This window comes from Acinetobacter guillouiae CIP 63.46 (assembly GCF_000368145.1).
Lineage (GTDB): Bacteria > Pseudomonadota > Gammaproteobacteria > Pseudomonadales > Moraxellaceae > Acinetobacter > Acinetobacter guillouiae.
This window is the reverse complement of sequence record NZ_KB849283.1, coordinates 148,385-163,940: the sequence shown is the minus strand read 5'-3', so window position 1 is coordinate 163,940 and position 15,556 is coordinate 148,385. Positions and strand designations below refer to the sequence as shown.

Genomic DNA, 15,556 nt, shown 5'->3' with positions numbered 1-15,556 from the left:
GAATATATATATTAAATACTTAAATAAGGGCTATGTCATGAACAACAAGTTTAAAATATTAACGCTCGTCGGTGGAATAGCATTACTTAGTGTTGCGGCATTTGCTTATGCAGGAAATGAAAAGATTCAAACCGTTAAAAATGTAGATTTAAAGAGATATCTGGGTACTTGGCATGAAATTGCGCGCAAACCAATGTATTTTCAAAAGAAATGTGATTACAACGTTACTGCTGATTATTCCTTAAATGAAAATGGCTCAATCAAAGTGGATAATCGTTGTTATGATAAAAATGGCAAGCTTCAACAATCGATTGGCGAAGCATCTGTACAAAACGCGCCTACGAACTCCAAATTAAAAGTGAGTTTTTTACCAAAAGTACTTCGTTGGCTGCCTGTAGGACGTGGTGATTATTGGATTTTAAAGCTGGATGAAAATTATCAAGTTGCATTGATCGGTACTCCTAATAAAAAATATTTATGGTTACTCAGTCGATCTCAACAGCTTGATCCAGCCACGACTGAAGAATATTTAAATTATGCTAAAAGCTTAGGCTATGATTTAAGTGATTTAATTAAAACCAAACAAAAATAAAAACTTAAAAGCCCTCTTTTTGAGGGCTTGTTGGATCTAGCTCATTTTATACGATTGCACTACAAGCCCTTCTGATCAATATCGTCTACGAAATGAGACACAACTGATGAGCAAGCCCACAATCATCAATGCTCCAGCACACAAAAAGGTAAATTGCATCCCATCAATGATTGCTAAAGCCGTTGCCTGATTGAACTGATTTGTGCCGACACCGAATGAAAAAATAGTTCCCATCACAGAAGCCCCGATAATTAAGCCCATATTACGAGATAAGCTAAGAAGTCCTGATACCATCCCTTGTCGAGCTTTGGGAACATCCGCCAAAGTCATAGTATTGTTGGCCGCCTGAAACAGTTGATAACCTAAAGTCAAAATAATGATAGGGAAAATATAGCCACTTAGACCCATCAATTTCGGTACGATAGCGAGCATAAAGCTACCGATAATCAGAAAAATCAACCCTATAGCGACGATATAGCGACTGCCCCAACGATCGACAAGTCGACCCGATGGAATCCCACTTAAAATAGCAACCACTGGTCCAATTCCCATAATCAAACCCACTTGTATTTGATTCAAGCTTAGACCTAGGCTCAGATAAAAAGGTCCAATGACGAGCGTGGTCATCATAACGGCGGCAACCAACAAATTAACCATTAGGTTTGGCGTTATGTTCTGGTCTGGTTGCCATGAACTTAACGTAGGAATTTGTTTTCTAATGCAATCATTAGGCAACAACACCCAAGCCAGAATAATCGCGATACTCGCAAGTATAAACTGTAATCCAAAAATGCTTTGCCAACCGCTCAAGGCAATCAGAAGCCCACCCAATACAGGTCCAAGTGCTGTACCTAAAGCAGATATCGTTCCAAGCATTCCCATTGCTCTTCCTAACTGTGATTTACTGACTGTCTGACGTGTAAGTGCCATTGCAAGTGTCATTAAGAATGCTGCACCTATTCCTTGAAATGATCGTGCAGCAACCAATATCCATAAGCTAGGTGCAACACTACATAGCAATGAAGCCAAACTGAATATAACCAGTCCAACGATCAGCATAGACTTACATCCATATCGATCACCTAAGCGTCCAGCAATCACAACCGTGATCGTCAATGAGATAAGATATCCAATTACAACTGCCTGTACTTGAATAAATGGCAGTAGAAATACCTCAGCAAGTGTGGGTAATACGATATTGACAATGCTTGTTCCCAACGATGCCAATAAGATGGATAACCCCAAAGTGATGGTGATTCCAGTTTGGGTCTTGTTTGTCAATGTTAATGATTCTGTCTGCTCTGTCATGTTGCGCTCTTGTCAGCAGTGGTGTTTAATCACATACTACTAATTCAAGTTGACTTGAGGTCAAGTATGAAATTTCTTGATATTGGTGAAGTTTCAGCAAAAAGCGGAATTAAACCTTCGGCACTACGCTATTACGAAGAAATCGGTTTGATTTTCTCAATTTCTCGTCATGGATTACGTAGACAATTCTCTTCGGAAGTTCTGTTACGACTCACTTTGATTTCAATGGGGAAGTCGGCGGGCTTTTCGCTTAAAGAGATCGCAGCAATGTTCGATAGTCATGGCGCACTTGATCTTTCCCCAAGTGTTATTCACCAAAAAGCTGATGAGATCGATCTTCAAATTCATAAATTGATCGCACTCCGTGACATACTTCGTCACGTAGGTGACTGCCCTGCACCATCGCATTTGCAATGTCCTAGTTTTAAGCGACTAGTTGAGAAGGCAGCTCAGAAATAAAAGAAATTTTTAAAAGATTTTTGATGAGTATTTGCTGAATAGCTAAATTAGATTGTAGAACAATAATTAAAATTAGCACGCAATGACATTGAACAGTCAAATGGCTTTCTCTAAGATGATAAAACAAGCTTAAATTTTGATGACTTTTATACGTTTGTAGCCTGATCTACGAATATAAATTGTATCTGTTGAAATCGGTATTTTTGATTTATGGATCAAAGCAAATCTAGTGATTCTGGTGTTTTCCTCTGGTTAACATATCACACGCTTAATAAAATGAATTTGGACGCAAATCGGATATTTTCACAAATAAGATTATCTGAACAACCACCTGACAGAACAATTCGGCGAGATAATTCGACCCAACAACGCTTTTGGGAAATAGCTGAAGAAATCAGTGCTGATCAGGATATCGGACTTCATGTAGGTGAACATTTCCCCATTTTTAGAGGCGAAATATTAGAATACATTTTTATGAGTAGCCCTACATTTGGGGACGGCTTACAAAGAGCGTTGCGTTATCAGAAAATTTTTACCGATGCTTTTGTGGCTCATTTACACATTGAAAATCAAAATGCAATGATCACGAATCTTCAGCACCCAGTTCGTCATTATCTAGAATGTGCCATAAGCGTTATGCTTAATTTTTTAAACTATATCAGTAACAATCATTTTTATCCCAAAGAAATATGGTTGCCTTACCAAGAAGGCGCAAGTTTAGATGAATATCAACGTATCTGGAAATGCCCGACTCGTTTAGGTATGCAGTACGGCTGTATAATTTTTGATGCGGAAATATTGAGTTTAGCTTCAGCATCGGCTGAACCAATGCTATTAAAAATACATGAGCATGTAGCTAAACATCAGGTGAAAGTTGTCGATAAATATTATTTGATTAATGATATAGAAAACTTACTCAGCTCTGGTTTATTAGAATCAGGGCAATTAGATTTAAAACTAATTGCCCAACATTTAGGGCTACAGCCCCGAAAACTTCGTGCAGATCTTAAAGAAGTTAATACGACTTTTGAAAAAGTTTTGGCAACTTATCGTGAAAAAATGGCAAAAAAGCTGTTGATGAATCCCAATATAAGCATAGATCAAGTTGTATATTTACTTGGTTTTTCTGAGCCTTCCGCCTTTTCACGTGCCTTTAAACGTTGGACAAATGAAACGCCATCCCATTATCGCCAGCGCAAGCAAAAATAAGTTTTTAGCTATAACTTGATTCTAATGACATTTAACGAGTTAGCTTTTCGGTCAAAAAAAATGAGCTGTTCTTTTCTACACTGATGCTTATTTCTTAATTGAAAAGGATCAGAGATGTTAGGTTTTCCAATTGGCCTTTTAGTTGCGAATGGATTTGAATGGTATGCACATAAGGTATGGTTGCATGAGTTTCCAAGTAAACACCGTAATAGCCCTTTCTTCACACATATAGCACATCATAAACGTGCCAGAACAGATGTGTTTCATGATGAAGGATATCGTGAATCTATGTTTAAAAATGCAGAAATTTATAATGAAAAAACCGCATTGTTAGGTTTAGCCGCGGTTTCAACTGTATTTTTACCCATTGCACCATTTTTTACTGCCGGCTTATATTATGGGATTTGGAATTATTGGCGAGTACATGCAAAATCTCATCTAGACCCTGAATATGCACGTAAACGAATCCCTTGGCACTATGATCATCATATGGCAAGTAATCAAAATGCCAATTGGTGTGTTACACGTCCGTGGTTTGATTATATTATGGGAACACGTGTTTTTACTGAGCTTTCGATTAAAGAAAGCAATCCCTTAGGAATAAAACTACCTAAAAATTTTGAAATAATCCTAAACAAGACATCACAGAAAATATTTGCAAAATCATATCTTAAAATTACCTCTAAGAGTGCATTGGATATAAAAAGTGCTCGTCAAGGCATCTCATTAGAACTGTAAATTTTAACAAATAAAGTATTAAGGATCATTTAGATGAAACGATTATTGCCCAAACACATTGCTGCGCCAAAGTTTTTACATAATTTTATCGATCGTTCAGAGACAATCAACGGAAGACCTTTTGATGTGAATACGCCAACGCATACACCAAAAGGAAAGTATTCTTGCGTTCATTATGGGGTTATGATTCCGAATCTTGAAGCACCATTTAATTTTTTGAATCTATTAATTGTGGTTGGCCAACCTCGTGTAAAAATTTTTCGGAATCAACATTTGATCCAAACTACTGCGCTTGATACTGCAAATGTATTAATCGGTACTGCAGTAGGTACAAAAGAACACTTTAATGGCTATAGTGTAGAAAATGACTGTGTATTGGAAAGCAATGGTTCATCTTTAAGCTTTGGTCGTGACGTGTTACTCGAAGGCTCATATCCAAATTTTCATGCGCATCGTGAAGGTCATGATTTCAATTTTGATTTAAAGATTCGTGCGACTGATAAAATTGCCCATTTTGCGCAAATGTCATTGGGTTTATATGATCACTGGGCATTATTATGTACATATGAAGGATTTCTTGAATATCAAGGTAAAAAAACCAAGGTTCAGGGTCTTTGTACTTATGAATATGCTCGTGCAGTAGATGTAAACTTATATATCAATTATTTTACTTATCATATTTTAAATATCGATGAGAAAACTCAAGTCCTACTTGTAGAAGTTCTTGGTCCATTAAATCTGGTATTGCAACGTCGAGTATATATTCGTTCTACAGATGATCATGGCAGTATTCATTCAAATGGATTTAATTTTAATGTCCATGCATTTGAAGCTCAGCGCGTTATAACCCCGAATGGTTTATCAATGCGTTTACCTCGTACCTTCTCCTGGAGCGTGAATGATGATAATGGAAATCCGTTAATACATATTGATGGTCTAACAAATGCTGATTTTCAATATGGCATGGCGGGAGGCTATGCAGGGAGCTATCAGTACAAAGGTACATTCAAGGGTCGTGCGGTTGAAGGTACTGGTTATATTGAATATTTAGATATCCGTACTGATTAGATCGATTCAACTTTTAACTAGGTGATAAAAAGCCTAGTTAAAACAGATATAGACATCATCCACTTTACCATTGCTCGATATTCACCAATGTAGTTTTGAAAGATATCAAGGTAACGATAATACGGAATTCGGTCTTTTCTACATTTACATTGGAGGGAAGTAAAAGTAAATTAAAGAGAACTATTCCTTAATTACTAAGACAAAATGAATATCTTTAACCAATTTAAACTTTGTATTGAGCAACGTAAAAGCTTAATTCCAGCATCCTTGCTACTGATATTTTCAACAAGCGCTATGAGTGTTTACGCAGAAACGGATGAGCAATTAAGCAAATCTGGGCAATGGCGTGACCCTGCAACAGGTCTAATATGGATGCGTTGTTCAATTGGGCAATCATGGACAGGCTCAACTTGTAAGGGTGATCCTTTGGAATTTAAAAACTGGGAAGATGCACAAGATTATCTTGATCAAATGAATAAAAATGGTGGATTTGAAGGTAAAAATAACTGGCGTGTTCCCAAAATAAAAGAATTAATAACAATTCGTAAATGTAGTACTGGCTGGAGGAAAATAGGACAAATACAATTACCAGAACAAGAGCGGAGACAATATGGACAAGATCATGAACTTGAAATGAAAAAATTACCTTATGGGCAAAAAGCTCCGACTAACTGTGCTGATGATTCAACTAGCCCTACATTAGATACTCATATTTTTCCGAATACCCCATCTAATGGTAAATATTGGTCAAGTTCATTATCCCCATGGAAACCTATAGGCTACAAATATAAGGCATGGAAAGTCAACTTTAAGACTGGTTTTTTTGCACCGACCATTAACTACACAGACGACGGTAGTTTTTCTAGAGCAGTTCGAAATAGTCGCTAGTATCCCAGCAGTATTGTCTAGCATTTTATATAGGCAGTATCATGATAATGTTAGAAAAAATTTAAAAATATGAAAGAATTGCAACGACTGAAAAATAGCTGATTTTGCCTATAGAGCAAATCATAGTGAGTAATGATTATTTAAATATCTTAAATTGGATAAGGAATAGACGATAAAAAAGGCCTATAAAGCAAGTTAAACTAACTTTATAGGCCTTTGATCTATTTCAATATTACTTCGCTACAGAAGCTTCTGTTGTAATATTTACAGTGATTTTATCACCTACATTCGGGACATATGCTCCAACACCAAATGCTGAACGATTAAATGATGTCGTTGCATTGAAACCAATTGACTGTGCTTTAGTCATTGGATGCTCACCTTGTTTGTTTAAAACAGCATCTAAAACAACAGGTTTAGTCACATCTTTCACAGTTAAGTTACCTGTGATTTTGTATTTGTTTTTACCTAAAGCTTGAACTTTCGTACTTTTAAAAGTGATGTTTGGATACTTTGCAGCATCAAAGAAATCTGCATTTTTTAAATGCTCATCTAATGCTGCAACATTGGTATTTAAACTAGACAATGGAATAGTTACATTGACAGATGAGTCTGCTGGTTTTGCATTATCAACAGAGATTGTACCTTGGATGTCACTGAAGTTTGCTGAAGGTGTTGAAAAACCGAAATGATTCCAAGTAAATACTGTTGCAGTATGCGTTGGATCAATTTTGTAATCTACAGGTTTTGCCATGCTAAAAGTTGCTACTGATGCTACGGCTAAACCCAATGTTAATGCTTTGAAGTTCATCTTTATATTCTCGCTATCGAATGGATATTAGTTTATACACTTCCCGTATAAATTCATTGTTATTGATAATACGATATGTTGCATATATGCAACGATTCTATAATGACCATTTTTAAAACTTGATCAAAACCTTAAAAATCAATATAAAGCATTGTTTTATAATTATTTAATTTTTTAGAATCTAATTAAGCAAAGCATAGACCATAGGTTAAATTCAAAGCTAAAATTTATAAAGCAATAAATTACACTAGACCATTTTAGGGAAATTTTATATTTATGGTACTGGTCTTTTTTATCTGATGAATGTTTTATGGCAAATATTGCTCAAGCACAAAGTACACAAACACCTTATCGTGTAACACTCACCAATCCCCAAGGACATACATGGTATGCCGATGAACCTAGCGATAAAGGTGGTCAAGATACCGCACCGAACCCGATTCAAATTTTATTATCTGCATTAGGTGCTTGTACTGTGGTCACCCTAGAAATGTATGCAAATCATAAAGGGCTTAAAATTGAACATGTACAATTAGATTTAGTTTTAAATCCTGAGGGTGATCCTGAAGCAGGTCAAAATAATATTTCAAGAAAAATTATTCTTAAAGGTGATTTCACCGAGGAGCAACATAAACGACTGCTAAAAGTTGCAGAAAGCTGCCCTGTTCATAAATTATTGACTTCAAATATCCAAATTCAGACAGAGTTGGGTATTGAATAAGAATTCCCTCATTTTTTAACAAGAGGATCAGGTATTCTTATTAATAAATACCCCGCTCAATGCCCTCTATCCATTTTCTGCCCCAGTTAGCATTTCCTTGATCATAAATTGTATTATTATAATTTTTTTCAGCTGTTAATTTAGATGAAGATTAATTCTTAAAATTACAAACGATAAAAATCAAAGCCCCTTTCGGGGCTTTTAAACTTATAACTTCTCAACCAAGACACGATCGACTTGCTTTAAACCAGATTGTTTTTCATGGTTTTTACGGCGGATCTTAATCAACTTGTCTTCTTGAAAATCTTGTAACAGCAACTCAACGGCAACCATAGATTCAAGCGGCAAATCCTGCCCAATCCACTTTTGCTCACCTGCGTCCATCAAGGTAATTTCATCACTAATTTGTTCATAAAGGCTCATATTTTCCTCACTTCTGGGATATGTATCACTATGTTTCATGAATACCCAATGAATGGCACAACTATATACCTATTGTAAAAAACTGCTACTAAAATTTAATTAATTTACAAACAAATTTCATAAAATTAACCCCTTGCTGGAGGGATTACTACATATATAATTCAATAGCTTACAATTCATATTATTACATATTTAATTTTAAGGAATTAAATATTTCAACTTTGCTTCTGACATTCACAATCTAGGTACCTTCCTGTAAAACTATTGGTTAAAATTATATCAAAAACACAATTGTAAAGGCTAAAAATGACAACTGTTTTAGGGGCTGTGGAGATTAAAGTTTAGTCTTCATTTGAATACTTTATTCTTTGCATCATTTAAAGTGCTACATTAAATTTACTTGGTAATATTATTAATAATCCAATGCATAATTTCTTTAACCTAGACTGACTCTAGTTTTAGAAGCTTAGAGTCAGTTATGTAAGGATTATCTGCATTGTATGACTCACTTAAAAAACTGAATCATTTTCAAGTTTCTAATTTTTAAACACACTCATAATAACTCCAATTTTAGTAAATTATCTTTAATAAAACCTATTGTAAAGATACATTAAAATTCATGTTATTTCTCATAATACGCCTTATAACCGTTGCAGAAACTGTATAATCTTTAGCTAAACTATATATACTCATTCCTAATTTAAGTTTTTCACTAATTTCAATTATCTCTTTCTTACTAAGTTTTTCAGGCCTCCCAGCCTTTTTATGTAAATTTATCTTATTAAGATTTTCACCTTTTTTGATTTTCATATTTTCAAAATCTCTACACAATTTCAAAATATGTAAAAAAGTAATTTTAATACCACCTGTTAATTCTTCCAAAGAATAATCTAAACATATAAGTCTAATTTTCTTTTGATCAATAATATCTATAGTGTTCAATATTTCAAGGTAATCCTGTCCTAAACAGTCAATGCCTTTTACGATAAGTAAATTACCTTGTTCTAGCGCATAGTTAATTAACCCCATAAATTTGTCTCTATACAATATTGACTTATCAGCATTAACTAGCTCAACAATTACTCTATTCATTTGAACATCATACCCTTTACTACACAAATAGGAGTGATATGTTGTTATTCTATCAGTCATTATACAATCAGTTCTTAAATAAGCATAAGTTCTCATACGCTTCCACACACACAAAATCAGTTTAAATCAGCATTATTCAAAATAAAAAATAATATTAAAAACATCTTTATATTGTGAAAAATATTTATCATCAATCTTAATCACTTCTAAATAAAATCATTAAAAATTAGGGGGATTAAAACTATTTTCAGATTATAAATTATATATCAATAACGTAAAAATTATTAAATTAATTACAATTATAACATTTATTCAAAAAAATTATAAATCAATCCGTATCATTTAAATTATAAACCCTCAAAAGCAACCACATATCTTAAATAATGAAATATTTATACAATTTTATGCTAATTAATTTTAATAAAAAATATTATTTAATTAAATATAGCCAATACTAAGATATCTGACTGATTTTGATTTAATGAAATTGATTCTATAGTATTTTCAAATTTCTTCATCTTGAGCAATGTATGGCTTATCTTGTTCTACTGTGCAAGTATCCCCTTTCTTGACACTAACACTATTTTACTACAATAGTATCTTAGCTGGTTTGCGGACAGCCGCTCTAGACTCTCGATTTTGAAGTTATAATTTTCATAATAGATTAAAAATCTCCATAAAAAAATATATTGGTAGCATATCTCTTTTCACCATAAACAGGAAGCAGGCAAAGCCCAAGCTGATTATCGATCCTGAACTGGAATTTAAATCTGACCTAGTTCAACACCATGCCTTATCGTCAATAAGATGACATCTAAACACCTATGATTTTTTGATTTGAAATAAAATACTTTTTCATACTTAATTTCGAATATATTTAGAGAAAATCCAAAACCTTAAAATGCCGTTCAATAATGTTTCTATGGCTTTTAATAGCGATCTTGTTGTTGATTGAGTTTAAATTGGCTTCTTTTTTTAAATTTTATTAATTTATCTCCAATATATAATTACCAACGAAAATTTAAAGTATAATTATAAAAAACCTTACCATGAAATCGAAAAAATTATTTGATTAGAGACATCAGTAATCTTAACATTATAGCCTTCTCTTTGAAATTCTTTTATTAAAGTCTTGATTTCAGAAGAGGGTATTTCGTTTGTAATATATTCATTGGCAAATTTCTCACCACGACCAGCACTCACTATAATATTATTAATCAGGTTAATATTAAGTTGATGCAGAGGATTTATCTTTGATGCTTCTGATATTTTTTTGGCCTCAGATGCTGGAATTATTATCACAATTCAATCTCACTAAATTTAGCACAATTTATTAAAAAATAACCAGCATTAAAAAAACAACTACACTTTAGAAAAAGACAGGTAAATAAAATTCAATAAATATTTTTATTGAATTTAATGATATACACCACACCCACTCTTTTCAATTTTATTTTAGTTAAAATACACATTATAATAACTATTTCTCATTAAAATACATAACAATCTCAGATTATAATTTGAAATTATTTTTTTAAAATTCATGGATATTTTCAATTTTAAAATTAGCATCATATCTGTTTCTTATGAGAGAGATCATCTGATCAATTTTTTTTTGATAATTCGCCTCCATCTCATTAGCCCTTATTACATGTTGTGTGGAGTCAATTACAATTGTAAGAAGCTGTTCATTCTCATAACGAAGACAGCCAATTTCTTGCTTGGACTCCTCCAAAGCTTTTAAGAGTTGCTCTTTATTCATTATTTTTAATACTCAAATTTTCAACTATGGATAAATTTAAAATTAACTATGCCTCAATCGATGAATTATGATTAGCTTGTCTTTAAATTAAATCACATCAATTTTTTCCTGTTCCAATCAAGACTTTCTGTTTTCATGAAACCAATACCTCTTTAGAATGCTGAAAAAGAGGGTTAGAATTTAATTTAATTAGAATTTTAAATACAACCTTTTAAAAACTATGTTTTTAAAATTTTTATTTTAGTAAGTAAAAAGCCCAACCAAAAAACGATTAGGCTAAGTAAATTTTACATTAACAGACCCTACATCCCTGTAGGGCGTGTCCTTAATTATGCGAAGATTAAGGACAATTACATATTAATACTCCATAATAATTTAGCAATCACATTTTCAATAATTTATGTGAATTGTGTAACATTTTAATAAATTTAAATCACTTCTCTAATAAAAAAATTATCTTCAATTGAGTAAACCCTCAACAATCATTCTTTCTCTACTCTAGCAGCACAACTAGCATGCATAAATATAGATATAACATTGTCAGTAGTGTTATATCCATCATATCTGACTATACTGCGTTCAATAACTATTCCACATAAAAAAATTGTTGTTCTCACAATCAATAAAATGGAACTACTACTTTATTTATATCATTTTCAAAAATATCACTGCTCGCTTAATAAAATTGGTTCAATTTACAATCAGAAAATGATCTTATCTGGAGAAATTTGTATATTTTATACAGTATTTGAATATTCATTAATGACTTTTAAACAATGACGACAAACCTTTAATTTCCCATCGTTACAATAATGAGTATCAATTAAACGATGAAAGCCAAAAATACATTTTAAATATTGGATCAAAATCAGTCCCTCTAAAGATATCATGCGGTTAATAAAAAAATACCCATACTTTGGGGAAAGATGGGTATATAAACTCTAATAAGCATTTTCATTTTCACAATACATGACAAAAATCACTATTTCAATTTTTTATGACTAAAAACACATAGTTTAAAAACCATTTTTTATTAAAATACATACCAAAGATCCATATAAGGTAAAAAACCTCTAACTGGAGGTTTTCATGATTTTTTCTCAGTTGAAGCCTGATGCGATCAGTCCATAAAATCGATTATAAATAATTTAGGCCTAACACGATGGCTAATAAAAACAGCATATAGAATAAAAACTGTATGAATGTTATTGATGCTGTTAATATAATTTAACATTCGTCATTTCTCATAAGAATTTAATACCAAACTATAGCTAATTAAATAAAGACTATAGATCATTAGAGAAAGTTTACTACATTTGTCTAAATACGACCTATTAAGGCTTGTTACATATTCTGATTATATGAACCCTCTATATGTCTGACTTTTACTTTAGAATAAAACACCTTCTCTATCGAATTTAGATTAAGACTGCAATGCAGGTAAATACGATAATCTGACTTAATATTTTCTTACAATAGCCTTGACATCATTACTTTTGATTTGCAACATTATTCAATATAAATAAAGGATCAAACATTTACTTTTCCTGATGACGAAATAAGCCCTTGACTCTAATCTATCATTCTTTCCAAACCAAACTAAAACAGTAATACAACCTTGTATTCCATATTTTTTGAGCTTTTTTATAAGTGATTTACCTTTTTAACTACAGATAATTTAAAAGCGAAGCTGTAATCCCGCTGTATTGTTTTAATTAAACTCTCCAAATTTAAGTTTAGAAAGTGTCAACTGTACTTAGCATGGAACATCTTTAAAAATTAAATATATATAGACCTTTACTCTTTCACTTTTAACTGAAGTCTAGTTTGTACTATATCCATACCTTCGCCCCATGTATTAATTTAAAAGTCTTTAATTTTAGTGGATGATCTTTTATTTTAACGGTAACTATTACCCTGCCATTTCTCTTTTGAAAAGTTGCAATTTTGTTGCACTAGAATTTATAATTCATTGTAATTTAAATTCAATCAATTGAAAAATAATTTATAAATCACTATTTTTAATCAAATTAATAAATAATATTATAATAGAAAACAATAAAAAACGCCCCTAGCGGAGCGTTTCCATATTTAAAACGATACAAGAATTAAGCAGTTAATTCTTGTACAGCGCCAACAACAGCTTCAGTGGTAATACCAAAGAATTGGAATAAATCTTTAGCTGGTGCAGACTCACCATAAGTTGACATACCAATGACTTTGCCGTCTAAACCTACAAATTTCCACCAGTAATCTACATGTCCAGCTTCAACTGCAACACGTGCACGGATATTTGATGGCAAAACTGCTTCACGATATGCAGCATCTTGCTTCACAAATTCTTCCGCACATGGCATAGACACTACACGTACACCATCAAGTTGTGCATATGCTTCCATCGCCAATGAAACTTCTGAACCAGTCGCAATAATGATCGCTTTTAATTCGCCTTTTTCTTCAGCCAATACATAACCACCTTTCACAACATTCTCAATCTGAGCTTGAGTACGTGTTTGGAATGGTAAGTTTTGACGAGAGAAAATTAACGCTGTAGGACCTTCGTTACGTGTTAAAGCAGATTTCCAAGAAATAGACGCTTCAACTGTGTCACATGGACGCCATGTATTTAAATTTGGTGTGCCGCGTAAAGAGGCAATTTGCTCAACAGGTTGATGCGTTGGACCATCTTCACCTAGACCAATTGAGTCATGAGTATAAACATGGATCACACGTTGTTTCATCAATGCAGACATACGAACTGCATTACGAGCATATTCCATAAACATAAGGAAGGTTGCTACATAAGGAATGAAACCACCATGCAATGCTACACCATTGGCAATTGCAGTCATACCAAACTCACGCACACCATAATGTACGTAATTACCCGCAGGATCAGACTCAACCCCTTTCGCGCCTTTCCAAAGTGTAAGGTTTGAACCAGCCAAGTCAGCAGAGCCACCTAAGATTTCAGGTAGTAAAGGTGCAAATTCTTGAATCGCATTTTGGCTTGCTTTACGCGTTGCAATGGTTTCACCTTTTGCATTCACTTCAGCAATATAAGCATCCGCTTGTGCCAAAAATTCTTCAGGCAAGTCACCATTCACACGGCGTTTTAACTCAGCTGCTTCAGTTGGGTATTTTGCAGCATAGGTTGCAAAAATGTCATTCCAAGCAGCTTCAGAAGCTGAACCTTTTGCTTTTGCATCCCAAGCTGTATAAACATCAGCAGGAATAACAAACGGCTCTTCTTTCCAACCCAATGCTTCACGAGTTAATGTAATTTCATCATTACCCAATGGTGCGCCGTGGCAATCTTCTTTACCTTGTTTGTTTGGCGAACCTAAACCAATAATCGTTTTACAGATAATCAACGTTGGTTTCGAGCTTTCTGCACGCGCAGCAACTGTTGCAGCACGAATTGCATCTGCATCATGACCGTCTGCACGAAGTACTTGCCAACCATATGCTTTAAAGCGCTCTTCTGTATCGTCAGAGAACCAGCCTTCTACTTCACCATCAATAGAAATACCGTTGTCATCATAATAAACAACGAGTTTTCCGAGACCTAATGTTCCAGCAAGTGAACATGCTTCATGGGAAATACCTTCCATTAAGCAACCATCACCCAAGAAACAGTAAGTGAAATGATCTACAACTTGAATATCTTCTTTATTAAATTGTGCCGCTAAAGTTTTCTCAGCAAGTGCAAAACCTACAGCATTGGCAACACCTTGACCAAGTGGACCTGTTGTCGTTTCAATCCCTGGTGCATAACCTAATTCTGGGTGACCAGGAGTTTTAGAATGTAATTGGCGGAATTGTTTAATATCTTCAATAGAAAGATCATAACCAGTTAAATGAAGCAAAGCATATTGCAACATTGAACCATGGCCATTTGACAATACAAAACGGTCACGGTTTGCCCATTGTGGGTTGCTTGGATTATGGTTTAAAAATTCACGCCATACGACATCAGCGATATCTGCCATCCCCATTGGAGCACCTGGATGTCCAGAATTAGCTTTTTGCACAGCATCCATAGCCAATACACGAATTGCGTTAGCTATACGACGTTCATTCAGCGGGGTTGTCATAAATCAGAGTCCAATAAATTAAAATATAGGAAGATGAATAGAAAATTCAAAAACTGGGATGTATTGTCTTAAAAAAAGCGATCAGGGTAAAGACTTAAGTCTATATTTATCCGCTTAGGTTGCAAATTAATTAAAAAATATACCGAATAGTCTTAAATCAACGTTAAAAACGGTCTTTTTTCTTATTCACATCGAACATCTCAACATCAGCAAAACAAATTTGATTATGTTTAAGCGATGCATTTACATTCGGATATTCTTTCACCACCCTATTCAGTCTAAATATTGAAAATTTCATGCTGATCAATATTCAATAGAACAAGATCTTGCTAAAGCGTTTCACGCGATAAAAAGTCATGATAACTTGAATGCAAATATCCCTGCTTTT

Annotated in this window: 14 protein-coding genes; 7 read left to right on the top strand and 7 right to left on the bottom strand. The window is 33.6% G+C overall.

The window, feature by feature from the left end; all coding sequences use genetic code 11:
* Positions 1 to 37: 37 nt before the first annotated feature.
* On the top strand, positions 38 to 592 hold the full coding sequence (locus F981_RS05815) for a lipocalin family protein (RefSeq protein ID WP_035371850.1): 555 nt from the start codon (positions 38 to 40) through the stop codon (positions 590 to 592).
* Between the two features lie 75 nt (positions 593 to 667).
* Here the strand turns inward: F981_RS05815 and F981_RS05810 are convergent, their stop codons facing one another.
* Positions 668 to 1,900, bottom strand: a complete 1,233-nt coding sequence (locus F981_RS05810; protein WP_004719484.1) for an MFS transporter — start codon at positions 1,898 to 1,900, stop codon at positions 668 to 670.
* Positions 1,901 to 1,966: 66 nt separating this feature from the next.
* Between F981_RS05810 and F981_RS05805 the strand changes: the two genes are divergently transcribed.
* The 5 genes from F981_RS05805 (at position 1,967) to F981_RS05785 (ending at position 6,262) form a co-directional block, all read left to right on the top strand.
* Positions 1,967 to 2,359 carry a helix-turn-helix domain-containing protein gene (locus tag F981_RS05805; protein WP_004719481.1) on the top strand — a complete coding sequence of 131 codons (393 nt, stop codon included), beginning with the start codon at positions 1,967 to 1,969 and terminating at the stop codon, positions 2,357 to 2,359.
* A gap of 210 nt (positions 2,360 to 2,569) precedes the next feature.
* Positions 2,570 to 3,568 (top strand): AraC family transcriptional regulator, encoded by a 999-nt coding sequence (locus F981_RS05800; protein WP_004719480.1) that lies wholly within the window; start codon positions 2,570 to 2,572, stop codon positions 3,566 to 3,568.
* Positions 3,569 to 3,682: 114 nt separating this feature from the next.
* Positions 3,683 to 4,306 (top strand): sterol desaturase family protein, encoded by a 624-nt coding sequence (locus tag F981_RS05795; protein WP_004719477.1) that lies wholly within the window; start codon positions 3,683 to 3,685, stop codon positions 4,304 to 4,306.
* 33 nt (positions 4,307 to 4,339) lie between these two features.
* On the top strand, positions 4,340 to 5,374 hold the full coding sequence (locus tag F981_RS05790; RefSeq protein WP_004719476.1) for a DUF6670 family protein: 1,035 nt from the start codon (positions 4,340 to 4,342) through the stop codon (positions 5,372 to 5,374).
* Positions 5,375 to 5,578: 204 nt separating this feature from the next.
* Positions 5,579 to 6,262, top strand: coding sequence for an Lcl C-terminal domain-containing protein (locus F981_RS05785; RefSeq protein ID WP_004719474.1), 684 nt, complete (start codon positions 5,579 to 5,581; stop codon positions 6,260 to 6,262).
* Between the two features lie 232 nt (positions 6,263 to 6,494).
* Here the strand turns inward: F981_RS05785 and F981_RS05780 are convergent, their stop codons facing one another.
* A complete protein-coding gene (locus F981_RS05780) occupies positions 6,495 to 7,073 on the bottom strand; it encodes a YceI family protein (protein WP_004719471.1) in 579 nt (192 codons plus the stop codon).
* A 310-nt stretch (positions 7,074 to 7,383) separates the two neighbouring features.
* Here F981_RS05780 and F981_RS05775 point away from each other — a divergent pair, with 310 nt between their 5' ends.
* Entirely contained in the window at positions 7,384 to 7,794 is a 411-nt protein-coding gene (locus F981_RS05775) for an OsmC family protein (RefSeq protein WP_004719470.1), read from the top strand.
* Between the two features lie 207 nt (positions 7,795 to 8,001).
* Here the strand turns inward: F981_RS05775 and F981_RS05770 are convergent, their stop codons facing one another.
* The 5 genes from F981_RS05770 to tkt all read right to left on the bottom strand — a co-directional run bounded on the left by F981_RS05770 (position 8,002) and on the right by tkt (position 15,168).
* Positions 8,002 to 8,217, bottom strand: a complete 216-nt coding sequence (locus F981_RS05770) for a hypothetical protein (protein WP_004719469.1) — start codon at positions 8,215 to 8,217, stop codon at positions 8,002 to 8,004.
* 594 nt (positions 8,218 to 8,811) lie between these two features.
* Positions 8,812 to 9,369 (bottom strand): recombinase family protein, encoded by a 558-nt coding sequence (locus F981_RS05765; RefSeq protein ID WP_228129036.1) that lies wholly within the window; start codon positions 9,367 to 9,369, stop codon positions 8,812 to 8,814.
* 984 nt (positions 9,370 to 10,353) lie between these two features.
* Entirely contained in the window at positions 10,354 to 10,611 is a 258-nt protein-coding gene (locus F981_RS05760) for a hypothetical protein (RefSeq protein WP_004719467.1), read from the bottom strand.
* A 232-nt stretch (positions 10,612 to 10,843) separates the two neighbouring features.
* Complete coding sequence (locus F981_RS05755) at positions 10,844 to 11,071, bottom strand: hypothetical protein (RefSeq protein WP_004719466.1); 228 nt, start codon at positions 11,069 to 11,071, stop codon at positions 10,844 to 10,846.
* Positions 11,072 to 13,179: 2,108 nt separating this feature from the next.
* Entirely contained in the window at positions 13,180 to 15,168 is a 1,989-nt protein-coding gene (gene tkt / locus F981_RS05750) for a transketolase (RefSeq protein WP_004719465.1), read from the bottom strand.
* Positions 15,169 to 15,556: the final 388 nt, after the last annotated feature.

Coding starts and splice junctions, on each gene's coding strand:
- F981_RS05805 (WP_004719481.1), top strand. CDS start 1,967: ATGAAATTTCTTGATATTGGTGAAGTTTCAGCAAAAAGCGGAATTAAA.
- F981_RS05790 (WP_004719476.1), top strand. CDS start 4,340: ATGAAACGATTATTGCCCAAACACATTGCTGCGCCAAAGTTTTTACAT.
- F981_RS05770 (WP_004719469.1), bottom strand. CDS start 8,217: ATGAGCCTTTATGAACAAATTAGTGATGAAATTACCTTGATGGACGCA.
- F981_RS05755 (WP_004719466.1), bottom strand. CDS start 11,071: ATGAATAAAGAGCAACTCTTAAAAGCTTTGGAGGAGTCCAAGCAAGAA.
- tkt (WP_004719465.1), bottom strand. CDS start 15,168: ATGACAACCCCGCTGAATGAACGTCGTATAGCTAACGCAATTCGTGTA.
- F981_RS05800 (WP_004719480.1), top strand. CDS start 2,570: ATGGATCAAAGCAAATCTAGTGATTCTGGTGTTTTCCTCTGGTTAACA.
- F981_RS05775 (WP_004719470.1), top strand. CDS start 7,384: ATGGCAAATATTGCTCAAGCACAAAGTACACAAACACCTTATCGTGTA.
- F981_RS05765 (WP_228129036.1), bottom strand. CDS start 9,369: ATGACTGATAGAATAACAACATATCACTCCTATTTGTGTAGTAAAGGG.
- F981_RS05815 (WP_035371850.1), top strand. CDS start 38: ATGAACAACAAGTTTAAAATATTAACGCTCGTCGGTGGAATAGCATTA.
- F981_RS05795 (WP_004719477.1), top strand. CDS start 3,683: ATGTTAGGTTTTCCAATTGGCCTTTTAGTTGCGAATGGATTTGAATGG.
- F981_RS05785 (WP_004719474.1), top strand. CDS start 5,579: ATGAATATCTTTAACCAATTTAAACTTTGTATTGAGCAACGTAAAAGC.
- F981_RS05780 (WP_004719471.1), bottom strand. CDS start 7,073: ATGAACTTCAAAGCATTAACATTGGGTTTAGCCGTAGCATCAGTAGCA.
- F981_RS05810 (WP_004719484.1), bottom strand. CDS start 1,900: ATGACAGAGCAGACAGAATCATTAACATTGACAAACAAGACCCAAACT.